The 22717-nt window shown below is 73.8% G+C and carries 18 protein-coding genes; 8 read left to right on the forward strand and 10 right to left on the reverse strand.

From position 1 onward, the window contains the following. Positions 1–195 precede the first annotated feature (195 nt). The 6 genes from ACFV9J_RS19785 to narI all read left to right on the forward strand — a co-directional run bounded on the left by ACFV9J_RS19785 (position 196) and on the right by narI (position 8673). A complete protein-coding gene (locus ACFV9J_RS19785; protein ID WP_385355948.1) occupies positions 196–1059 on the forward strand; it encodes a helix-turn-helix domain-containing protein in 864 nt (287 codons plus the stop codon). A 54-nt stretch (positions 1060–1113) separates the two neighbouring features. Then, positions 1114–1923: an SAM-dependent methyltransferase gene (locus tag ACFV9J_RS19790; RefSeq protein ID WP_385355949.1), complete on the forward strand. Its 810-nt coding sequence runs from the start codon at positions 1114–1116 to the stop codon at positions 1921–1923. Positions 1924–2164: 241 nt separating this feature from the next. After that, complete coding sequence (locus ACFV9J_RS19795; protein ID WP_385355950.1) at positions 2165–5860, forward strand: nitrate reductase subunit alpha; 3696 nt, start codon at positions 2165–2167, stop codon at positions 5858–5860. After that, positions 5860–7455 carry a nitrate reductase subunit beta gene (gene narH, locus ACFV9J_RS19800; protein WP_385355951.1) on the forward strand — a complete coding sequence of 532 codons (1596 nt, stop codon included), beginning with the start codon at positions 5860–5862 and terminating at the stop codon, positions 7453–7455. The genes ACFV9J_RS19795 and narH overlap by 1 nt, the downstream gene beginning before the upstream one ends. A gap of 4 nt (positions 7456–7459) precedes the next feature. Continuing rightward, complete coding sequence (gene narJ, locus ACFV9J_RS19805; RefSeq protein WP_385355952.1) at positions 7460–7954, forward strand: nitrate reductase molybdenum cofactor assembly chaperone; 495 nt, start codon at positions 7460–7462, stop codon at positions 7952–7954. After that, positions 7951–8673, forward strand: a complete 723-nt coding sequence (gene narI, locus ACFV9J_RS19810) for a respiratory nitrate reductase subunit gamma (RefSeq protein WP_385355953.1) — start codon at positions 7951–7953, stop codon at positions 8671–8673. Before narJ ends, narI begins: the two co-directional genes overlap by 4 nt. 20 nt (positions 8674–8693) lie before the next feature. Here the strand turns inward: narI and ACFV9J_RS19815 are convergent, their stop codons facing one another. From ACFV9J_RS19815 to ACFV9J_RS19840, 6 genes are all read right to left on the reverse strand, one after another. Then, positions 8694–9119 (reverse strand): OsmC family protein, encoded by a 426-nt coding sequence (locus ACFV9J_RS19815; protein ID WP_385355954.1) that lies wholly within the window; start codon positions 9117–9119, stop codon positions 8694–8696. An 87-nt stretch (positions 9120–9206) separates the two neighbouring features. Continuing rightward, positions 9207–11015, reverse strand: coding sequence for a hypothetical protein (locus ACFV9J_RS19820; protein WP_385355956.1), 1809 nt, complete (start codon positions 11013–11015; stop codon positions 9207–9209). Continuing rightward, a complete protein-coding gene (locus tag ACFV9J_RS19825) occupies positions 11012–12073 on the reverse strand; it encodes an ATP-binding protein (protein ID WP_385355957.1) in 1062 nt (353 codons plus the stop codon). The genes ACFV9J_RS19820 and ACFV9J_RS19825 overlap by 4 nt, the downstream gene beginning before the upstream one ends. Positions 12074–12151: 78 nt before the next feature. Further along, positions 12152–13552 carry an amino acid permease gene (locus ACFV9J_RS19830; protein ID WP_385355959.1) on the reverse strand — a complete coding sequence of 467 codons (1401 nt, stop codon included), beginning with the start codon at positions 13550–13552 and terminating at the stop codon, positions 12152–12154. Positions 13553–13633: 81 nt separating this feature from the next. Further along, on the reverse strand, positions 13634–15778 hold the full coding sequence (locus tag ACFV9J_RS19835) for a phage holin family protein (protein WP_385355961.1): 2145 nt from the start codon (positions 15776–15778) through the stop codon (positions 13634–13636). A gap of 116 nt (positions 15779–15894) precedes the next feature. Continuing rightward, on the reverse strand, positions 15895–16296 hold the full coding sequence (locus tag ACFV9J_RS19840) for a hypothetical protein (RefSeq protein WP_385356125.1): 402 nt from the start codon (positions 16294–16296) through the stop codon (positions 15895–15897). Positions 16297–16390: 94 nt separating this feature from the next. Between ACFV9J_RS19840 and ACFV9J_RS19845 the strand changes: the two genes are divergently transcribed. Next, the gene (locus ACFV9J_RS19845) at positions 16391–17164 is read left to right on the forward strand and encodes an MBL fold metallo-hydrolase (protein ID WP_385355962.1); all 774 of its coding nucleotides are present in this window, start codon (positions 16391–16393) and stop codon (positions 17162–17164) included. Beyond that, positions 17161–17787, forward strand: coding sequence for a DedA family protein (locus ACFV9J_RS19850; protein WP_385355964.1), 627 nt, complete (start codon positions 17161–17163; stop codon positions 17785–17787). Before ACFV9J_RS19845 ends, ACFV9J_RS19850 begins: the two co-directional genes overlap by 4 nt. A gap of 220 nt (positions 17788–18007) precedes the next feature. On the opposite strand, the gene ACFV9J_RS19855 is transcribed toward ACFV9J_RS19850, so the two are convergent. From ACFV9J_RS19855 to ACFV9J_RS19870, 4 genes are all read right to left on the reverse strand, one after another. Then, positions 18008–19048 (reverse strand): MBL fold metallo-hydrolase, encoded by a 1041-nt coding sequence (locus tag ACFV9J_RS19855; protein WP_385355965.1) that lies wholly within the window; start codon positions 19046–19048, stop codon positions 18008–18010. Further along, the gene (locus ACFV9J_RS19860; RefSeq protein ID WP_385355967.1) at positions 19045–20373 is read right to left on the reverse strand and encodes an aminotransferase class I/II-fold pyridoxal phosphate-dependent enzyme; all 1329 of its coding nucleotides are present in this window, start codon (positions 20371–20373) and stop codon (positions 19045–19047) included. The genes ACFV9J_RS19855 and ACFV9J_RS19860 overlap by 4 nt, the downstream gene beginning before the upstream one ends. A 199-nt stretch (positions 20374–20572) precedes the next feature. After that, the gene (locus tag ACFV9J_RS19865; RefSeq protein ID WP_385355968.1) at positions 20573–21574 is read right to left on the reverse strand and encodes a hypothetical protein; all 1002 of its coding nucleotides are present in this window, start codon (positions 21572–21574) and stop codon (positions 20573–20575) included. 139 nt (positions 21575–21713) lie between these two features. After that, positions 21714–22514 (reverse strand): RNA polymerase sigma factor SigF, encoded by an 801-nt coding sequence (locus tag ACFV9J_RS19870; RefSeq protein ID WP_385355969.1) that lies wholly within the window; start codon positions 22512–22514, stop codon positions 21714–21716. Positions 22515–22717: the final 203 nt, after the last annotated feature.

Genomic DNA, 22717 nt, shown 5'->3' on the forward strand with positions numbered 1-22717 from the left:
GGGTCGGGCCGGGTCCCGGGCCGGAGTGCGCCGGACCGGAACCCGGTGGCTCCACGATCCCCCGCCGCACGGACACGGTCGATTACCTGCCGGGTCATGCGTCCGGTCCGAGAATGATCCACGAACACCCCTGTGAGACTGACAGAGGAACATGACAGACTGCTACGAGACTTGGGCGCGTTGGGGAGGCGTGGCGTGAGCGAGCGACGGGCCGCACCCACCGTGGGCCAGGTGGTCCTCGGCCGACGGCTGCAGGAACTGCGGGAGACGGCGGGGCTCAAGCGCGAGGAGGCCGCCAAGGTACTCCGCGTGGCCCCGGCGACCGTGCGGCGCATGGAAATGGCCGAGGTCGCACTGAAAATACCGTATGTCCAGATACTGCTGACGACGTACGGAGTCGCCTCCGACGAGGTCGCGGCGTTCGTCGCGCTCGCCGAGGAGGCGAACCAGCCGGGCTGGTGGCAGCGGTACCACGACGTGCTGCCGGACTGGTTCAGCCTGTACGTGAGCCTGGAGGGCGCCGCGCGAATCGTCCGGTCCTACGAGCCGCACTTCGTCCCCGGGCTGCTGCAGACCGAGGACTACGCGCGCTCGGTCCTGGAGGCCGGGACGATCGGCAACGCGGGCGCGGACGCGGTGGAGCGGCACGTGTCCCTGCGCATGGAGCGGCAGCGCCTCCTCGACCGTCCGGACCCGCCCCACCTGTGGGTGGTGATGGACGAGACGGTGCTGCGGCGGCCGGTGAGCATCCACGGCCGGGTGATGCGCGAGCAGCTCGACAAGCTGCTGGAGTTCGCCGGCCGGGACCGGGTGACGCTCCAGGTCGCCGAGTTCGAGGACGGGCCGCACCCCGGGACGTACGCGCCGTTCACCCTGTTCCGCTTCGCGGAGCCGGAGCTGCCCGACATGGTCTTCACCGAGTACCTGACGGGCGCCCTGTACCTGGACTCCCGCACCGAGGTCTCGGCGCACCTGGAGGTCCTGGACCACATGACGGCGCGCGCCGCCTCGACCCAGCGCACCGAGAAGATCCTGCGCGCGTACCGCGAGAACTTCTGACCGGCGACGACCCGCACGCAGTCCACACAGCCAGCCCTGAGGAGACGACACCGCATGACCGGTTCCGAGCCCGCGCCCCTCGACACCAGCAGGCCGCACCCGGCCCGGGTCTACGACTGGTGGCTGGGCGGCAAGGACAACTACCCGGTGGACGAGGAGCTGGCCCGCAGGATCCTCGCCGCGGACGGCACGGCGGTGCGCGGGGCGCGCGCGAACCGCCGGTTCATGCACCGGGCGGTCCGTACCCTCGCCGAGGCCGGGATCCGCCAGTTCCTGGACATAGGCACCGGCATCCCCACCGAGCCGAACCTGCACCAGGTGGCGCAGGCGGTGGCCGCCGAGTCGCGGGTCGTCTACGCCGACAACGACCCGATCGTCCTCCGGCACGCCGAGGCGCTGCTGCACGGCTCGGCGGAGGGCGCCACCGAGTACGTCCACGCGGACGTCCGGGACCCGGACCTGATCCTGCGGCTGGCGGGCGAGTCCCTGGACTTCGACCGGCCCGTCGCCCTGTCGCTGGTGGCCCTGACCCACTACCTCGGCGACGCGGCCGACGGCGACGACGTGCACGGCCTGCTCCAGCGGTACAAGGACGTGCTCGCACCGGGCAGCTACCTGGTCCTCTCGCAGGTCACGCCCGATCTGAATCCGGAGGCGGTGGGGAAGGCCGCGGAGCTGTTCGCCCGCGGCGGCACGCCCTTCCACCCGCGCTCCCTCACCGAGTTCGCGCGCTTCTTCGACGGTCTGGAGCTGCTGGGCCCCGGCATCATCCCGGTCACCGGCTGGCGGCCGGACCCGGAGGACGTGGCGGCCCAGACGGAGGGCATCGTGCCGGTGTACGCGGGCGTGGCGCGCAAGCCCTGACCCGCTCGGCGCACCGGACCGGCCCCGATCCGTACGTCCGGCGCCCCGCCCTCTCACCCGTACGTCCGGCGACCCGCTCTCTGACCCGTACGTCCGGCGCCCCGCTCTCTGACCCGTACGTCCGGCGCCGCGCTCTCTGACCCGTACGGGCGCCGCGAACAGGTGCGCTCCCGCGTCCGGCCCTAGGTTCGTGAACCAGGGCCTGGCGAGCACCCGGGACCGGGTGAGCAAGGGAGCGCACGTGACCGACACGCGGACACCGCCCACCGAGCCGGGCGCGGCGCTGCTGCGCGCGGGACGGTTCTTCCGGCCGGGCACCGCCGCACCCGACCTGCACAGCATCGGGCTGGTCGGCGGGCGGGAGTCGGACGCCTTCTACCGGGACCGCTGGAGCCACGACAAGGTCGTGACGTCGACGCACGGCGTGAACTGCACGGGTTCGTGCCGGTGGAACGTGTACGTCAAGGACGGCATCATCACCTGGGAGACCCAGGCCACGGACTACCCGTCGGTCGGCCCCGACCGCCCCGAGTACGAGCCGCGCGGCTGCCCCCGGGGCGCGGCGTTCTCCTGGTACACCTACTCCCCCACCCGGGTGCGCTACCCGTACGTGCGCGGGGTGCTCCTGGAGATGTACCGGGAGGCGAAGGCCCGGCTGACGGACCCGGTGCTGGCGTGGTCCGACATCCAGGGCGACCCGGAGCGCCGGCAGCGCTACCAGCGGGCGCGCGGCAAGGGCGGTCTGGTCCGGGCGAGCTGGGACGAGGCGGTCGAGATGATCGCCGCCGCGCACGTGCACACGATCCGCACCCACGGCCCCGACCGCATCGCGGGCTTCTCCCCCATCCCCGCGATGTCGATGGTGTCGCACGCGGCGGGCGCCCGCTTCCACTCGCTGATCGGCGCCCCGATGCTGTCGTTCTACGACTGGTACGCCGACCTGCCCGTGGCCTCCCCGCAGGTCTTCGGCGACCAGACGGACGTGCCGGAGTCGGGCGACTGGTGGGACGCGGCGTACCTGATCATGTGGGGTACGAACGTGCCGGTGACCCGCACACCGGACGCGCACTGGATGGCGGAGGCCCGCTACCGGGGCCAGAAGGTAGTCGTGGTCTCGCCCGACTACGCCGACAACACCAAGTTCGCCGACCAGTGGCTGCATCCGCACCCCGGGACGGACGCCGCGCTGGCGATGGCGATGGGGCACGTGGTGCTCAAGGAGTTCTTCGTCGACCGCGTCACCCCGTTCTTCGACGACTACGTACGGCGCTTCACCGACCTGCCGTTCCTGGTGACGCTGACCGAGCGGGACGGCGCGTACGTGCCGGACAAGTTCCTGCGCGCCGCCGACCTGGGGCAGGGCGGCGACGACGCCCGCTGGAAGACGGTCGTGCTGGACGAGGCGACGGGCCGCGCGGTGGTCCCGAACGGCTCGCTGGGCTTCCGCTGGAACGAGGCCGACCAGGGGAAGTGGAACCTGGACCTGGGCGACGTACGCCCCCGGCTGAGCCTGCACGGCCACGAGATGGCCTCGGGCGTGGCGGTACTCCTCCCCCGCTTCGACACCGAGGGCGGCACCCACGGGCAGGGACGCGGCGACGTCCTGCGCCGCGGGGTGCCGGCGACGCGCCTCGGCGGGGCGACCGGGCCGCTGGTGACGACGGTCTTCGACCTGATGCTGGCCCAGTACGGCGTGGCACGGCCGGACCTGCCGGGCGACTGGCCGGCGTCGTACGAGGACGCCGACGCGCCCGCCACCCCCGCCTGGCAGGAGACCCACACCTCGGTCCCGGCGGCGGCCTGCGTCCGCATCGCCCGGGAGTTCGCGCGCACCGCCGAACGCTCCAAGGGCCGCTGCATGATCCTGATGGGCGCGGGCACCAACCACTGGTTCCACTCCGAGACGATCTACCGGGGCTTTTTGGCCCTGCTCCAGCTCACCGGCTGCCAGGGCCGCAACGGCGGCGGCTGGGCGCACTACGTGGGCCAGGAGAAGTGCCGTCCGGTGACCGGCTGGGCGACGCTGGCCGCCGCGTCGGACTGGTCGCGTCCACCGCGCCAGGCGATCGGCACCGGGTACTGGTACCTGAACACCGACCAGTGGCGCTACGACCGGTTCCGTGCCGATGTGCTGTCCTCCCCGCTGGGCGAGGGGCGGCTGTCCGGGATGACGGGCGCGGACTGTCTCGCGCTGTCGGCGCGCACGGGGTGGATGCCCTCGTATCCGACCTTCGACCGCAACCCGCTGGAGCTGGGCGAGACCTTCGGCGACCCGGTGGCGAACGCGGTGGCCGAACTGCGGGCGGGGACGCTGAAGTTCGCGGGCGAGGACCCGGACGCGCCGGAGAACTGGCCGCGGATCGTGACCCTGTGGCGGGCCAACCTGCTCGGTTCGTCCGGCAAGGGCGCCGAGTACTTCACCAAGCACCTGCTGGGCACCCAGTCCTCGCTGCGGGCCGAGGAGGCGGCGCCCGGCGAGCGGCCCCGGGACGTGGTCTGGCACGAGGAGGCGCCCGAGGGGAAGGTCGACCTGCTCCTTTCGCTGGACTTCCGGCACACCTCGTCCACGCTGCTGTCCGACGTGGTGCTGCCCGCCGCGACCTGGTACGAGAAGCACGACCTGTCCAGCACGGACATGCACCCCTACGTGCACGCCTTCTCCCCGGCGGTGAACCCGCCCTGGCAGGCGCGCACCGACTTCGACACCTTCAAGCTCCTCGCGGAGAAGCTGAGCGAGCTGGCCGAGGACCATCTCGGGGTGCGCAAGGACCTGGTGGCGGCCCCGCTCCAGCACGACACCCCGGGCGAGATCGCCCAGCCGGGCGGCGTCGTACGGGACTGGCGGCGCAGGGAGTGCGAGCCCGAGCCGGGGAAGACCATGCCGAACCTCGTCGTCGTGGAGCGCGACTACACGGCGGTCGGCGCGAAGTTCGCGGCGCTGGGTCCGCTGGTGGAGGCCAAGGGGCTGCCCGCCAAGGGCATCACGCTGCGGCCGGACGAGGAGGTGGCGCGGCTGCGGGACCTGAACGGCACGGTGCGCGGCGGCCCGGCCGACGGGCGCCCGGCGCTGGACACGGCGGTGAAGGCGGCCAACACCATCCTGTCCCTGTCCGGTACCACCAACGGCCGCCTGGCCACCCAGGGTTTCCACACCCTGGAGGCGAAGACCGGGCAGGAGATGGCCCACCTGGCCGCCGAACACGAGGGCAAGCGGATCACCTACGCCGACACCCAGGCGGCGCCCGTGCCGGTGATCACCTCGCCGGAGTGGTCGGGCAGCGAGGCGGGCGGGCGGCGCTACACGGCGTTCACGCTCAACACCGAGCACCTCAAGCCCTGGCACACCCTCACCGGGCGGCAGCACTTCTTCGTCGACCACGACTGGATGCACGAGCTGGGCGAGGCGCTGCCCGTGTACCGGCCGCCGCTGGACATGCACCGGCTGTTCGGCGAACCGCAGCTCGGTCCCGACGGGCACCGCGAGGTGACGGTCCGCTACCTCACCCCGCACAACAAGTGGTCCATCCACTCCGAGTACCAGGACAACCTGTTCATGCTGGCGCTGTCCCGGGGCGGTCAGACCATCTGGATGTCGGTCGAGGACGCGGCGGCGATCGGGGTCGCCGACGACGACTGGATCGAGGCGGTCAACCGCAACGGCGTCGTCGTGGCGCGCGCGATCGTCTCGCACCGCATGCCGCCCGGCACGGTCTTCATGCACCACGCCCAGGAACGCACGGTCAACGTCCCGCTCACGGAGACGACCGGGAAGCGCGGCGGCGTCCACAACTCACTCACCCGTCTGCTCCTCAAGCCGACCCATCTCATCGGCGGCTACGCCCAGTTGTCCTGGGCGTTCAACTATCTGGGCCCGACGGGCAACCAGCGCGACGAGGTGACGGTGATCCGCCGCCGCTCCCAGGAGGTCGAGTACTGATGCGCCCGATGGCCCAGGTGGCGATGGTCATGAACCTCGACAAGTGCATCGGCTGCCACACCTGTTCGGTCACCTGCAAGCAGGCGTGGACCAACCGGCGGGGCATGGAGTACGTCTGGTTCAACAACGTCGAGACCCGCCCCGGACAGGGCTACCCGCGCCGCTACGAGGACCAGGAGAAGTGGCGGGGCGGCTGGGAACTGAACCGGCGCGGCGCGCTGAAGCTCAAGGCGGGCGGCCGGTTCAAGAAGCTCGCCGGGATCTTCTCCAACCCGCGGCTCCCGGAGATCAAGGACTACTACGAGCCCTGGACGTACGACTACAAGAACCTCACCGACGCCCCGCTCGGCACCGACTACCCCGTCGCGCGGCCCCTCTCGCAGCTCGACGGCAAGCCCATGAAGATCGGCTGGTCCTCGAACTGGGACGACAGCCTCGGCGGCGCCCCCGCCTACGGCGACCTCGACCCCATGGTGGAGCGCACCCGGCAACAGGCCTCGGAGAAGGTGCGGTTCGCCTACGAAGAGACGTTCATGTTCTACCTGCCGCGCATCTGCGAGCACTGCCTGAACCCGTCGTGCGTGGCGTCGTGCCCGTCCGGGGCGATGTACAAGCGCTCGGAGGACGGCATCGTCCTGGTCGACCAGGACCGCTGCCGGGGCTGGCGGATGTGCGTGACCGGCTGCCCGTACAAGAAGGTGTACTTCAACCACCGCACCGGCAAGGCCGAGAAGTGCACCTTCTGCTACCCGCGCATCGAGGTGGGCCAGCCCACCGTCTGCTCGGAGACCTGCGTGGGGCGGCTCAGGTACCTGGGGGTCGTCCTCTACGACGCCGACAAGGTGACCGCGGCCGCCGAGACACCGGATGAACACGACTTGTACGAGGCGCAGTTGGGCGTCTTCCTCGACCCCGAGGACCCCGGCGTGCGGCGGGCCGCCGAGGAGGCGGGGATCCCGTTCGACTGGATCGAGGCGGCCCGGCGCTCCCCCGTGCACGCGCTGGTCGGCAAGTACCGGGTCGCGCTGCCCCTGCATCCCGAATACCGCACGATGCCGATGGTCTGGTACATCCCGCCGCTGTCGCCGGTCGTGGACGCGCTGACGGAGACCGGGCACGACGGCGAGGACGCGGACAACCTGTTCGGCGCGATCGACACGCTGCGCATTCCGCTGGAGTACCTGGCCGAGCTGTTCACGGCCGGTGACACCGGACCGGTGCGGGCCTCGCTGGAGAAGCTGGCGGCGATGCGCGCCCACATGCGGTCGGTCAATCTCGGCGAGGACCCCGATCCGGCCGTGTGCGAGGGCGTCGGCATGCGGCCCGAGGAGATCCAGGAGATGTACCGGCTGCTGGCGATCGCCAAGTACGAGGAGCGGTACGTGATCCCGACGGCGGCCGTGGGGGACGCGCACCGGCTGGAGGCGTCCGCCCTGCCGGACACGTGCAGCCTCGACACCGACGGCGGCCCCGGCATGGGCGGCGACGGGCCGTTCGGCCAGGACTCGGGACGCAAACGGCTGCCTCTGGTGCCGGTGGAGAACTTCCACATCCTGCGCAGGCGGCAGACCGCGGACGACGAGAGGGAGGTCTGATCCGATGCCCGGCTTCGAGGTGCTCTACCAGGCGGCGGCGCTCTGTCTGACGTATCCCGACGACGACTTCCGCGCCCGGCTGCCGCTGCTGCGCGAGGCGGCGCCGCAGCTGCGCGGTTTCACCGACCACGCGGCGGCGACCGGTCAGGGCGAACTCCAGGCGCACTACGTCGAGGTCTTCGACTTCAAGAACCGGCACAGCCTGTACCTGAGCTGGTGGACCGACGGCGACACCCGCAACCGCGGGATGTCCCTGGTCCGCTTCAAGGAGCTGTACCGCGCGCACGGCCTGGAGTTCACCGGCGAGGAGCTGCCGGACTTCCTGCCCGCGGTCCTGGAGTTCGTCTCCCGCACCGGGGAGATGGGGATGCTCACCGAGCACCGCGACGCCCTGGACCAGCTGCGCGCCCGGCTCACCGCCTTCGGCACGCCCTACGCGTGCGTCCTGGACGCCGTGTGCGCCACCCTGCCGCCCGCACCCACCGGAGCCCGCCGATGAACGTCTTCCTGTGGGGCGTGCTGCCCTACGCCGCCTTCGCGCTGCTGATCGCGGGCCTCGTCTGGCGGCACCGCTACGACCGCTTCGGCTGGACGACCCGCTCCTCGCAGGTCTACGAGTCGAAGCTGCTGAACATCGCGTCGCCGGTCTTCCACTACGGCATCCTGTTCGTGCTGGCCGGCCATCTGATCGGCCTCTTCATCCCGTCGTCGTGGACCGACTCGATCGGCATCAGCGAGCACGCGTACCACCTGTTCTCGCTCTACGGCGGCACGGTCTCCGGGGTCCTCGCGGTCGCCGGGATCGGCATCCTGATCTACCGGCGCCGCACCAACGCACCGGTCTTCCGGGCCACCACGGCCAACGACAAGCTCATGTACGTCTTCCTGCTCGGCGCCCTGCTCCTGGGCATGATCGCCAAGCTCTCCGACACCTCAGGCAACGGCTACGACTACCGGAGCACCATCGCCCCCTGGTCGCGCAGCCTGTTCACGCTGAACCCGAAGACGGAGCTGATGGCGGGCGTGCCGGTGCTCTACCACGTGCACGCGGTGGTCGGGATGGTGCTGATCGCCCTGGTGCCCTACACCCGTCTGGTGCACATGTTCAGCGCGCCCCTGCAGTACCTGACCCGGCCCTACGTGGTCTACCGGTCGCGCGACCCCAGGCAGCTGGGGCCGCGCCCGGACCGGCGGGGCTGGGAGCGCGCGGGCTCCTAGCGTCCTGTCCGACTGTCCGACTAGGCCAGCTTGGCCGACAGGGTGATCGTCGTGCCGGTCAGGGCCTGGCTGACCGGGCAGTTCTTCTTGGCGTCCTCGGCGGCGGCGACGAACGCGTCGTTGTCCAGGCCGGGGACGGTGCCCTCCACGGTGAGGTGGATGCCCTTGATGCCCTCGCCGGGCTGGAAGGTGACGTCGGCGGAGGTGGTGAGCTTGGTGGGCGGGGTGCCGGCGCCGGCCAGGCCGTGCGACAGCGCCATGGAGAAGCAGCTGGAGTGGGCGGCGGCGATCAGCTCTTCCGGGCTGGTCCTGCCGTTCGCCTGCTCGGCGCGCGACGGCCACGACACCGGCTGCTCGCCGATGCCGGACGAGTCGAAGGCGACGACACCGTTGCCCTCGAGCAGGTTGCCTTCCCAGACGGTGTGTGCGGAGCGCGTGGTTGCCACGGCGGGTCCTCTCGAATTCTCTTGCTGTACCTGGGCGGTGGGAGACCGGCGGCCGGGCTCCCACCCCCCATCCGATCACACTCCGGCTCAGCTCACCCGGAAGACCGGCCCTCGGGCCGTGAACGGCAGCCGCGCGCCCCGCGGGATCAGGTAGGCGTGCTCGCGCCGCACCCGCAGGACGTCGCACCAGCCGTCGGTGACGACGAGGACCGGCGCGGTGGGCGGGAAGTCCTCGGCGCGCAGCAGCAGGTCGATGCCGGGCTGGAGGACGGTGCCGCCCCGGCCGTGCACCCGCACCCTTCCGGCGATGTCCGTCACCGGGAGGTACCCGGCGTCGTGCGGCGCGGCGTCGCAGAACACGACCCGGGCGGCGGGCACGTCGCGGGCCTCGGCGTAGGAGGCGATCGCGCCGAGCGCCTTGCCGAGCAGGGTGCGGTCCATGGAGCCGGAGGTGTCCAGCACGACGCCGAAGGTGCAGCGGGCGACCTCCTCCGGGGGGAAGTACCGTCCGGCGCGCGGGATGCCGGGGGTGGCGGCCTGGCGCCGCGAGGGGCGGGCGTAGGTCCGTACGGGCTCGGGGCGGGGCACGAACTCGTCGAACCAGCGGGCGAGCCGCGCGTCCCAGGGCAGTGGCGGGTGGCTGAGGACGCGGATCTCCTCGACCAGGCCGGCGGGCAGGAAGCCGCGTTCCTGCTGCTGGTGCAGGTCGAGGCCCTGGGTGAGACCGCGGCGGTAGAAGCCGTCGAGGTCGACGTGGTCGCGGGGTGGGCGGAGCGGGCCGCCAAGGACGTCGCCGACGCCCTTGCCGCGCGGGGTGGACAGGCGGCGCATGCGGCGCAGGTCGCCGGCGATGCGGTCGTAGACCTCCTCGGCGGAGAGCCCGGCCAGCTCCGGGTCGTGCAGCAGTCCCTCGGGCATGGTGCCGACCTGCATCTCGACGAGCCAGCCGTTGATGACGTAGTCGCAGGCGACGTTGAACAGGTAGGGGTCGCGGGTGCCGCAGCGGTCGCCGTGGCGCAGGGCGGCGTGCAGCATCTCGTGGGCGAGGATGAAGCGCCACTCCTCGTCGTCGTAGCGGCGCAGGGGGTTGACGTAGATCTCCCCCGCCTCGGGGTTGACGGCGGCGACGGAGATGCCGTGGGCGCGGGCCAGTTCGGCGTCGGCGACGAGGGTGATGCCCGACGCGATGCCGCCGAGCAGTGGGTAGGAGGAGACGAACCAGCTCAGGGCCCGCTGCCAGGGCTGGAGCCGGGTGGGGCCGCCGAGCATCGCGTCGCGGCGGCCGCCCGCCAGGTCGAGGGCGGTGGACATGGTGCGGGTCAGGGCGTGGGCGAAGGCCAGTTGCCAGTCCGGGACCTGGAGGTTCCAGCCGTCCCAGGTGACGAGCAGCTGGTCGGGGTCGCCGCCCGCGGTGCCGCAGTGCTCGTAGGCGGCGGGGATGCCGCCCTCGCGGCGCCAGGCGGCGGCGATGCGCTCCTCGTCGCCGTCGGGGTACGCCGGCGGCAGGTGGTCCGGGGTGCGGCCGACCGGGAAGGTCAGGAGGAAGCGGTTGACCACGGTGCAGCGGGCGGCGAGGTCGTAGCGGTCGGGCTGGACGCGCTCGCCGTTGGCCGCGGGCACGTGGCCGAAGCCGAGGTGGATCAGGGCGTGGGCGATGGCCCAGGCCCAGTCGGCGGGTTCGGCGTGCCGGGCGGGGTTCAGGTGGACCCGGCCGTTGGAGCTGACGCGGGCCAGTCCGTGGCGGGGTGCGACCTCGCACTCCTCCTCCCGGCACAGCTTGACCTCCATGGCCGCGAGCGCCGGGTTGGCCCACACCAGCTGCACGCCCTTGGCGCAGTCCTCGGCGGCCGGGTCCTTCTTCTTCTGCTGCTGCTTCTGCTTGCGGGCGCGGCTCATCGGCGGGCCTCGACCAGCCGGGGCATGTCGCGGGCGGCCTCGACCAGGAACCAGGCGGGCAGCAGCGGGTTGCCGTCGGCGTCGGAGGCGATGACGCTCTGGGCGACCTCGACGGAGATCTCGGCGAGCTGCACGAGCAGCGACTTGGCGCGGTACGCGGTCTGGCGGCCGTTCGCCGACATGTGCTCCTTGCTCGCGGGCAGTTCCTTGACCAGGCGGCCGCGGAAGGACTCGGCGAGGTAGTAGAGCAGGTCGCGGTCCTGGAGGCCGCCGGGCCAGCGGGCCTCGCCCTTGAGGATCGCCTCGATGCCGAACCGGCTGCGGACGATCTTGACGTAGCCGCAGAAGGCGGTCGCGTGGGCGGGGGTGAGCGTGCCGTGCGCGAGGACCTTCAGGGTCTCCTCGTCGAGGTCCTGGCCGAAGGAGTGCAGGGCGTCGGAGAGCATGTGCCAGGAGCGCGGGGTGGAGAACGGCTCCTCGGTCTTGGGCGGCTTGGACCACAGGTGGTCGGGGCGGTCGGTGAGGTGGTCGGTGATCCAGGGGTGGATGCCGTTCTCACCGGCCCACACCAGCCAGTCCTTGGCGGAGGCGTCCAGGTGGACGTGGGTGAGGCGGTTGACCAGCGCGGAGGCGATGGGGCGGGCCAGCGCGTTGTCGGTGGCGCGGTTTCCGGCGCCGATGACGATGGAGCCCTTGGGGAGTTCGTAGTTGCCGATACGGCGGTCGAGGATGAGGGAGTAGAACGCCTTCTGCACGTCCGGGGTGGCCGCGTTCAGCTCGTCCAGGAAGAGGCAGTAGGGCTCGTCGCGGGCGATGGACTCCGGCGGGCAGAACACCGACCGGCCGTCCCGGATCTGCGGGACGCCGATCAGGTCCTCCGGCGCGAGCTGGGTGCCGAGCAGACTCACGCACTCCAGGCCCAGCGAGTCGGCGAAGTTCCTCACCAGGGAGGACTTGCCGATGCCGGGTGCGCCCCACAGGAAGACCGGCCGCACGGTGGCGAGGCCGAGCAGCAGTTCCGGGAGGCGGGCGGGAGTGACGGTGACGGCTGCCTGCACGCAGGGGCTCCTTGGAGAGGGATGGGTCGGGGGTGACCGGCCCAGTGTGCGTGCACCCTGTGCCCCCGCGCAGCCGAATTACGGCGCGGTGGACGCCTCCGCGCGCCGCCTGCGGGCCGCCATCACCGCGTACACGAGTACGCCCGCGAACAGGAACAGGACGCCCTGGTAGACGGCCGCGTATCCCGCGCCCGCGACCAGCCAGAGCGAGAACGCCGCCGCGACCGATGCGACGACGCCGTCCCGCACCAGTCGCGCCCGGTCGACCTTCTCCCCCTGTCCGGAGACCAGGTGGAAGAGCTGGGCGGCGGTGGCCAGCAGGTAGGGGACGGTGGCGGTGAAGGTGGTGACGAGGACGAGGACCTCGAAGACCTTGGCCGAGCCGGACGTGTAGTTGTAGACGGTGAGCAGCGAGGCGAGGACGACGGTGACGCCGACGCCCACCGTGGGCACCCCGCGCCGCTTGCGCGCGAACGCGGCCGGGAAGAGGCCGTCCTTGGCCGCCGCGTACGGGGTCTGGGCGCTGAGCAGGGTCCAGCCGTTGAGGCAGCCGGTCATCGAGACCAGAGCGGCCAGCGCGACGGCCCAGCCGCCCCAGGCGCCACCGAACATGGCGTTCACGGCGTCCGAGAAGGGCGCCGAGGAGGTGACCAGGCGGTCGTGGGCGACGGTGCCGAAGACCGCGAGGGTGCCGAGCAGGTAGACGAGGGCGGCGCCCGCGGTGCCGATCACCGTGGCCCGGCCGACCGTGCGGCGGGGGTCCTTGACCTCACCGGCGCTGACGGCGGCGGACTCCACGCCGAGGTAGGAGAAGAGCAGGATCGCGGCGGCGGCGGAGACCGCGCCGATGCCGCTGGAGCCGCTCGCGTTGAAGGGGCCGAGGTTGTCGGCGTCGAAGAAGAAGAGCCCGCCGACCGCGACGAGCAGCAGCGGCGCGAACTTCAGCACGGTGGAGACCAGCTGGACGGCGCCCACCCAGCGGGTGCCGGCGAAGTTGGCGAGCGCGGGCAGCCACTGGATGACGAGGGCGGCCAGGCACGCGGTCCAGCGGTGGTCGTTCACCGGGATCAGGACGTCGAGGTAACCGACCGCGGCGACGGCGAGGGCCGCGTTGGAGACCCAGGTGGTGATCCAGTACGCCCAGGCGGCGAGGAATCCGGCGAAGTCGCCGAAGGCGCCGCGGGCGTAGACGTAGGGGCCGCCGGTGCGCGGGTCCCGGGCGGCTAGGCGGCCGAAGACCAGGGCGAGCGCGATGGCGCCGACGGTGAGGACGCCGAAGGCGAGCAGGCTGATGGTGCCGAAGGGGGCGACGGAGGCCGGGAGCAGGAAGATGCCGCCGCCGATGATGTTGCCCATGACCAGGGCGGTGGCGACGGGCAGCCCGAAGCGGCGGGCGTGCCGGGTGCTGTCGGATGCGGGCGCCGCAGGGATCTCCTGCGGTTCCGGAGCCGGTGGGGGGACGGTCCCGGTGACGTGCATGGGGTGGTGCGCCTCTCATGGAACGGGGCCCGGGATCGCCGGACCGGCCCATGGTCCGGCACCGTCCCACGTCACTCCAAATCAGGCGCTTTTGTCCTGTACGAACCCGTCCGCGACGAGAAAAGGGGCGCCATCCGCGGCGTTCGACCGCGAATCGTCCACCGAGCCCACGGGCACCTGCGGACCGTTCGACTCGCGCAGCCAGCGGCGCAGCACCCGGTGGACGTGTTCGGCGCCGACGATCTCCGCGCCCTCGTCGACGGGCGCGGACAGCACGACCGGCGACAGCAGGAAGGCGCGCGACTGGGCGCCGCCGAGTCCGCCGTGCGAGCCGATCTGCTCCTCGAAGGCGAGGACCTCGCCGTCGGCCGGGTCGTGGAAGGAGTTGACCATGATGTCGGCGGTGTGCGGGAAGGAGTGCGTGCGGCGGACGGCGTCGGCGGCGCCGGGGCCGAAGGGGGCGAGCGGCCCGGGGTCCTCGTCGAGCCGGTCCAAGGGGACCTCGGCGCCGCGCGCGCCGAGCACGACACCGCCGTGTTCCTCGCTGCGCACCAGCAGGAAGCCGACGCCGGGGTGGTTGGCGAGGGTCGGCAGCAGGGCGGGGTGGCGGGCGTCGATCTCCTCGCGGGTCATCCGGTGCGGCACGTCCGGGAAGGAGACCAGGCCCAGGTTGCCGGAGGCCAGCACGATCGGCTCGGAGCGGCGCCCGGTGGGGGTGTCGGCGGGCCGCTGCTGCTCGGCGCCCTCCTCCACGGGGCGGTGCAGGGCGGCCCGTACGGTGTTGCGGGCCTCGGCGCCGCTGCGGGTGCGCCGGGCGCTGCGCGGCACGGGCAGCCCGCAGCCGGCCCGCACCAGGTCGGCGAGGGTCAGGCCGTAGCGGGCGCGGAAGGTCTCGCCGGGGCTCTGGCCGTGGTCGGACAGGACCACGATCCGGTACGGGCGCGGGGCGTGCTCGGCGACGTTCTCGATCAGGGCGAGGGCCCGGTCGAGCCGCCCGAGGACCTTGGCGGCGTCCCGGCCGCCCGGCCCGGAGTGGTGGGCGACCTCGTCGTAGGCCACCAGGTCGGCGTAGACGGCGGTGCGGCCGGCCAGCATGTCGCCCATGACCGCGGCGACGACGACGTCGCGTTCGACGACGGTCGCGAAGGCGCGCACGAAGGGGTAGAGGCCGCCGCGGGAGACGCGCGGGCGGACCTTGTGGACGCGGGCGCGGGTGGACTGGCCGATCTCCCGGCCCACCTCGGCGACGAAGGACATCGCGGTGCGCACGGCGTTGGCGGGGTCGGAAAAGTAGGCGAAGTAGCCGGATCTGGAGCGGGTCTCGCGGCTGCGGCGGCGGGTGGCTATGGACAGCACGAGGGCCTGTTCGTCGGCGCCGCCGCCGAACAGGTTGCCGCGGCTGGCGCCGTCAAGGCTGAGCAGTCCGCCGTCGCCGGTGCGCCGCACGGCGCGGTACTGCAGTTCGGCGGCGCTGGTCGGGCGGTTGCAGACCATGACCTCGCCGCTGTCCTTCTCGTACCAGCGGAAGGCGGGGACGTCGTGGTTGCTGCCGTGCAGGATGCCGAGCTGGCTGGCGCCGGTCTGGCTGGACCAGTCGGTGCGCCACTCGGCGAGCCGGTGGGTCGCCGAGGCGCCGTCGCGGCCGAGCCAGCGGGCGACGGTGGGCATGGCGCCGCGGTCTACGGCGTCGAACAGGACGTCGTGGCCGACGCCGTCCAGCTGCAGGAAGACGGTGCCGGGGCCGGCCGGGCAGGGCGGTCCCGATCTGCGGCGGCGGTCGGCGAGGCGGTAGAGACGGCGCCGGTAGGCGTCGTCGTCGCGCACGGCCAGGGCGCCGCCGGTGGCGGAGGCGACGGCGGACATGACGGCGGCCACCACGACCGCCGTCTCGGGGGCGACGCCGCCGCGCCCGGCCGGGTTCACGTCGATCGCGAGGAGCAGCAGTCCGCCGTTGAGGAAGAAGACCAGCAGGCCGAGGACGAGCGCCGGCACCAGGAGCAGCAGGCGGACCATGAGCGGCCACACCAGGGCGGAGAGCAGGCCGAAGGCACCGGCGCCGACCGCGGCGGTCATGGCGATGTCGGTGGCGCTGTCCCCGTCGGGCGACTGGAGCCGGAAGTCCGGCAGGATCCCGGCCAGCACGAGCATGGTGAGCGTGGACACGGCCCACACCGTGACACTCCGCCCGACCTGACTGGCGACCCGGCGCCAACGCCCTCCACCCACGCTCCGCACACCTCACGTCCCCGGCCCGTCATCCGTGCGGGCCTTTCCCACCCTGCCACAACGCTCCGGAGTGCCCGTTTGTCCCCCCGGGTCCGGTTCACACCCCGCGGCGGCGGTCAGCGGCCGTCGTACCCGGCCGTCGGCATCGACAGTCTGCGGTGCACGCACGCCTTCATCCGGGCGTCGTAGGACGGTTCGGCGTGGCCGACCGTCTCGACGCGGACGCCGCGCCGCGCGCACTCCGCGCTGAAGTCGTCGACGGAGGACAGCGCGCTCTCCAGCACCCGGCGGCTGGGCGCCACGAACAGGTCGTGCCCGGGGCGCACCCCCTCCCACAGGGCGTCGTGGTCGGGCCGCAGGCCGCGCACCAGCAGCTGTCTGGCGACGACGTAGCCGTGCTCCGCGGCCCAGCGGGCGCACATGGCGTGCTGGCTGCGGGAGTCGACCAGGAAGGGGTCGTCGTCCAGCTGCTCCAGTGGCGTCAGACTCGCGATCGCCGTCACCCGCACCGGCCCCATGGTGTCCCCCCTCACCTCCCGTCACCTCCCGTTTTCGCCGCCGACCCTACTCCTGGACGTAGGCTTCGGGGAGTCGCGCGAAGGAGGCAAAGGAGTGCCGGTGGAGCTCACGTGGTGGGGTCACGCCACCTGCACGGTCGAGGATTCGGGCATCCGAGTGCTCACCGATCCTCTGTTCGTCCGCCGGCTGGCCCATCTGCGTCGCAGGCGGGGCGCGGTGCCGCCGCCCGAGGCGTGGCGCGCGGACGTGGCGCTGGTGTCCCATCTGCACGCCGACCACCTGCATGTGCCGTCGCTCGCGCGGCTCGCGCCGGGCACGCGCCTGCTCGTGCCCCGGGGCGCACGCCGGGCGGTGCCGGGGCTGCGGCGGCTCGGCCACCTGGAGCTGACCGAGGTGGCGCCGGGTGACGAGACGACCGTCGGTGGCCTGCGCATACGGGCGGTCCCCGCGCGGCACGACGGGCGGCGGCTGCCGGTCGGACGGCACCGCGCCCCCGCGCTCGGCTACGTCGTCGAGGGCGAGGCGCGGACGTACTTCGCCGGGGACACCGGTCTGTTCGACGGCATGGAGCAGGAGGTCGGGCCGGTCGACGCGGCGCTGCTGCCGGTGGGCGGCTGGGGCCCCTACCTGGGTGCGGAGCACCTGGACGCGGGGCGGGCGGCCGAGGCGCTGGCCCGGCTGGCGCCGCGCACGGCGGTGCCGGTGCACTACGGCACGTACTGGCCGATCGGGATGGACGCCGTGCGCCCCCACGAGTTCCACACGCCGGGCGAGGAGTTCGTGCGCCTGTCGGCGCTGCGCGCGCCGGGCGTGGCGGTGCACCGGCTGGGGCACGGCGAGAGTGTGCGGGTGGAGGTCGCGCGGTGAGCTGGCTGGGGGCCGCGACGCTGGACATACCGACGGAGCCGACGCAGCAGGCGCTCGGCTACCCGTCGCTGTTCCTGCTGGTCCTGATCGGGGCGCTGGTGCCGGTGGTGCCGACGGGCGCGCTGGTGAGTTCGGCGGCGGTGGTGGCGATGCACCAGACGCTGCCGTTCGCCATGCTGATGGTGTTCGCGACGGCGTCGCTGGCCGCGTTCTGCGGGGACATGGCGCTGTACTGGCTGGGCCGGCGCGGGGTGGGCTCGAAGAACGGCTCGCGCTGGCTGGAGGCGATCCGGTCCCGGGCGCCGGAGGACCGGCTGGAGCAGGCGCAGGAGAAGCTGGCCGAGCACGACGTCGTGGTGCTGGTGCTGTCCCGGCTGGTGCCGGCCGGCCGGATACCGGTGATGCTGGCCTGTCTGCTGGCCGAGTGGCCGCTGCGCCGCTTCGCCCGGGGCAACCTGCCGGCCTGTCTGGCCTGGGCGGCGACGTACCAGCTGATCGGGATCCTGAGCGGCGCCCTGTTCAGCAGGCCGTGGGAGGGCGTGGCCGCGGCGATCGCACTGACCGTGCTGGTCAGCGTGGCGCCGGGGGTGTGGCGGCGACTCCGGGGCCCGGCGAAGGCGTAGGCCTCCGGCGGTCGGCCGGGGAAAGCGCGGGCCCCCGGCGCCCCGCCGGGCGGGTGTGCCGGGCCGCGCGAGGCGGGGGAGCCCGGTGCTGCCGGGCCTTGCGCGTCACGGCGGTGGTCGCGCCGGCTCGCGCGGGTGCGCACGTGCGGGACGGGGCGTCGGGGCGATGCCGAGGGCGAGCCGCGCGGGCCGGGGCGGCCGCCGGGTCGGCGAGGGGGTGTCACTCCAGTACGCGGGAGGCGCCGATCGGCAGGTCCCACAGGCGTTCGCGGGGCAGGCCCGCCCGCTGCCAGGCGGCGCGTACGCGGGTGAGGGGTTCCAGTACCGGCTCCGCGGAGAGCACGAACGTGCCCCAGTGCATCGGCGCCATGTGGCGCGCGCCGACGTCCTGGGCCGCCCGCACCGCCTCCTCCGGATCGCAGTGCACGTCGCTGAGCCACCAGCGGGGGTCGTAGGCACCGATGGGGAGCAGGGCGAGGTCGATGCCGGGGTAGCGGCGGCCGATCCGGGTGAACCAGTGGCCGTACCCGGTGTCACCGGCGAAGTAGACGCGCCGGCCGTCGGGGTCGGTGAGCACCCAGCCGCCCCACAGGGTGCGGCAGGTGTCGGTCAGGGTGCGCTTGGACCAGTGGTGGGCCGGGACGAAGTCGAACCGGACCCCGTTCAGCTCGGTCGCCTCCCACCAGTCCAGCTCGGTGACCCGGGTGAAGCGGCGGCGGTGGAACCAGCGGCCGAGACCGGCGGGCGCCAGGACGGGGGTGTCGCGCGGGAGCCGGCGCAGGGTGGGGGCGTCCAGGTGGTCGTAGTGGTTGTGGCTGATGACGACGGCGTCGACGCGGGGCAGGGCGCTCCAGGGGATGCCGACGGGGGTGACCCGGGGCGGGGTGCCGAGGATCCGGCGGGACCAGACCGGGTCGGTGAGCACGGTGAGGCCGCCGATCCGCACCACCCAGCTGGCGTGTCCGGCCCAGGTGACGGCGACGGTGCGGGCGTCCACGCGGGGCAGCGGGCCGGGGGCGCAGGGCAGCCGCGGGATGTCGGCGAGCCCGGCGGGGCCGGGTCTCACCGCGCCCTCGCGGGCGAATCTGGCGAAGGCCTTCAGGCCGGGCAGCGGTGCGGTCAGCCGGTCGTGGAAGGTCCGCGGCCACACCCGGTGCTCGGCCGGCGGCCGGGGGGCGGCGAGCGGCGGGTGGGCGGCGCCCGCGCCGGGGGCCTCGGCGGAGGCGGGGGTGCTCGTGGTCGACCGGTGCTGCTGCGTCATCGAGGGGGCTCCCATCGCTGAGCGTCGCGGAGACCGTCGAAGACCGACTTCAGACCGGTCAACGCGCGTTGCACGTGTGGCAGTTCCAACGGATCCGGGGACAGGAGGCATTCCGCCCGCCGCTCGTCGGTGCCCGCGTCCAGCAGGGGGCCGGTGGCGAGCCGGACACGCAGGGCGGGCAGGTCGTCGCCGAAGCGGTGTCCGCCGGGGGCGGGCAGGCCGAGCCGGGCGGTGAGGAAGTCCTCCAGTTCCTGCGCGTCGCCGACGCCCTCGGCGCCGAGCGCGTCGCGCAGCGGGCCGAGGTCGGCGTAGAGGTGGCGCCCTGCCTGCGGGGGGCGGGCGGTGGCGCCCGAGGCGACGACGGCCGCGTGCGCGGCGGCGGCCACGCGCGCGTGCAGGCGTACGGCGGCCGCCCGCCGTGCGGTGACCGGCTCGGGTTCGCCGAGCGCGTACCCGGCAGCGGCGGCGACGGGGGCGGCGACCCGCGCGCCCAGCGCGGTGAGTACGTCCAGCACGCGCGCGTGCAGTCCGTTCCCGGCGGCGGAGGCCGGGAAGCGGGCCACGGCGGCCGGCCAGGCCGGCGGGAGCAGCGCACCGGCCAGGTCGGTGACGACGGTGACCCGCTCGGGCAGCATCTCGGCGGGGCTGAGGAGCACGGTGGCGTGCGGGTCGTGCAGGGTGTCGCGCCAGGTCTCGTCGCTGACCAGGTGCAGTCCCTCGCCGGTGGCGGCCTCGACGGTCTCGTGCAGCAGCTCGGGCGGCGCGACGGTGCCGGTGGGGTCGTCGGCGACGGACAGCACCAGCAGACGGGGGTCGCCGCCCTCCGCGCGGAGGCGGCGGACGGTCTCCAGGAGGGCGTACGGGTCCGGTACGCCGCCGGACTCGGCGGGCGTCGGTACGTGGAAGACGGGCCGGCCCAGCAGTCGTGCGTACGGTGCCCACCAGGCGGCGCAGGGGCGGGGCACCAGGACGTCGCCGCCCAGCGCGGCGGTCAGCGCGAGGAGCAGGGCGCCCGCGCCGGGGGCGGCGGCGAGGTGACCGGGGTCGGTGGTCAGGCCGCGCCGGTCCCAGTAGCCGCTCGCCGCGTCCAGGAGGGCGGGGCCGCCGCCCGCCGGTTCACCGCGTGCGCGGCCCGCGGCGGCGGCGAGCACGGCGGACAGTTCGGGCAGCACCGGCAGGCCGTCGTCGGGGAAGTGCGGGCCGTAGCGCACGGGACCGTGTCCCACGGCACCGGGTCCCGCGCCGTGGTGGCCCGCGGAGTCGTGGCCCACGGGGTCGTGGCCCGCGGGTTCCGTGGCGAGGCCCTCGGGGTCCGTGCGCCGCATGCCGTACCTCCGCGCGGTCCGTGCCGCCTGTCCGTGCCGTGCCCTGCCCTCGCCGGTCCCGTTCCCGTCCGGGCCCGTTCCCTTCCCGTCGATCCTCTGCTTCGCTCGCCGCTCGTTGATCCCAGTACCCACCGTGGCGCCCCGCCAAGGCTCCGGCTCCGCTTGCGCGCGTCACAGCCGGGCCGGCGGCCGCGCGGGGTCAGCGTTCCCCGTCCTCCCCGCGCAGGCGCAGCCGCAGCCGGTGTGCGGCCGCCCCGCACGCGCCCGCGATCAGGACGCCGCCCGCGACCAGGGCGGGCACCGAGTCGCCGAAGGTGCCGCCGGCCCCGGCCCGCACCCCGTGCTCCGCCGTCGCACCGCCGCAGGAGGTGCCCTGGCCGGCCGCCGCACCGCGCGAGGCGGTGGGTTCGGGGCACGGGGGCTTGGTGGGGGCGCAGGGCGTGCCGTGCGCGGAGGTCCCCGCGCGCGGGGCGGCGGATTCCCGGCACGCGGGCTGAGCGGCACCCGCACCGGCACCCGCACCCGCACCGGCACCGCTCTCCTCCGGCACGCTCATGGTCGCGCTCCAGGGGTCGCCGCCCTCGCCGCCCGAGGCGTCCGGGCAGGCGCCGTCGACGGTCCAGTCGTCGGCGGCCCCAGCGGCGGCCCCGGTCGCGGCCCAGCCCTCGGTTCCCGCCGAGGCCTCGCCGTCCGTGGCACCTCCCGGGTCCGTGGCGCCCTCCGGACTCGCGGCGCCCTCCGGGTCCGTGGTGCCCGTTGCGGGCCGCTCGGCCGCGAAGTCCTCGGCGGCTGCTATGCGCGCGGTGCCGCGGTAGGCCGGCCCGGACGCCGTCCCCGCGTCGTCCGCCACCTTGCGCAGCGCGACGGTGCCCTCCTCGAAGGCCGCCGAGGTGGCGTCGAGGCTCGCGGGCGCGGACCCGCCGGTCGGACCGCACGAGACCGAGACCGTGACGGTGTCTCCGGGGCCCGCGTCCGCCGGGCTGACCTGCGCGGCGGCCTGCCCGGCTGACGGCGGCGGAGCCTCCTGCGCGGACGGCGGGGGCACGGCCGCCGAGTCGTCGGCGGGCGGGGGGACGACGGGCTCCCCCGCGCCGGAGGGAGGCGGCGGGACACCCGGGTCGGCCGCACCCACCCCCGCCGAGAGACCGAGGGCGGCACTGGCCAGCACGGCGACGGACAGGGCGCGGGCGGTGCGGCGCATGGGACGGGCTCCTTCGAGCGACGGCTTGCGGGGCACTGCACTCGCGCCCCTCGGCCATCACAGCCCGCCCGGCACGGCCACGCCCGTCACCGTGCTCCGTTCGCGCGAACGGGGCGTCCGGGCGGGTGACTCCCGGGTTTCACGCCTGCGGACCCGGATCCCGCAGAACCTGCTCCCGCACCCGGTCGCAGCAGCGGGTGATCAGCCGGGAGACGTGCATCTGGGAGATGCCGAGCTGTTCGGCGATGCGGCTCTGGGTCATGTCGTCGAAGAAGCGCATGTACAGGATGGCGCGCTCGCGCGGGGGCAGGGCGGCCAACCGGTCCTTGACCGCCTCGCGGTCGACGACCGTGTCGAGGGCCGGGTCGGGGGCGCCGAGCGCGTCGCCCAGCGAGTAGCCGTCCTCGCTGCCGGGGAGTTCGGCGTCCAGGGACAGGGCGGTGAAGCTCTCCAGCGCCTCCAGCCCGACCCGGACGTCCTCCTCGCTGAGGTCGGCGCGCTCGGCGATCTCGGCGACGGTGGGCCTGCGGCCCGGGATGGTCTGGGACAGGTCCTGGCCGGCGAAGCGCACGCGGTTGCGCAGTTCCTGGACCCGGCGCGGCACGTGCAGGGTCCACATGTGGTCGCGGAAGTGGCGCTTGATCTCGCCGGTGATGGTGGGCACGGCGTAGCTCTCGAAGGCGTTGCCGCGCTCGGGGTCGTACCGGTCGACGGCCTTGACCAGGCCGAGGGCCGCGACCTGGCGCAGGTCCTCGTAGCTCTCGCCGCGGCTGCGGAATCGTCCCGCCAGCCGTTCGGCCATGGGCAGCCAGGCCTCGACGATCCGGTCGCGCAGCTCGTCGTGCTCGGGACCGTCGGCAAGGGTGGCGAGCCGACGGAAGGCGTCGGCGGTGTCGGGGGCGTCGTCGTGCGGGTGCTTCACACTGGCGTGGATCGGCATGGTGCGTCGCAACTCCCTCGGAGCGCGGGGTCCCGTCGTCGCACTGGACGGCAGCCCGGTCGGTGCGGCCCCGCTGATCGCGGCCGGAGGTTGGGAACCCGCGGCTCGCGGGGCGGCGGCACCGTGACGACGACGGGGCCCTTGGTCGGGCGGTCACCGTGGGAGGGCGTCCGGCCCCCGGACGGACGCATCCGTGACGGCGT

The organism is Streptomyces sp. NPDC059906, assembly GCF_042730645.1.
Lineage (GTDB): Bacteria > Actinomycetota > Actinomycetes > Streptomycetales > Streptomycetaceae > Streptomyces > Streptomyces rubrogriseus.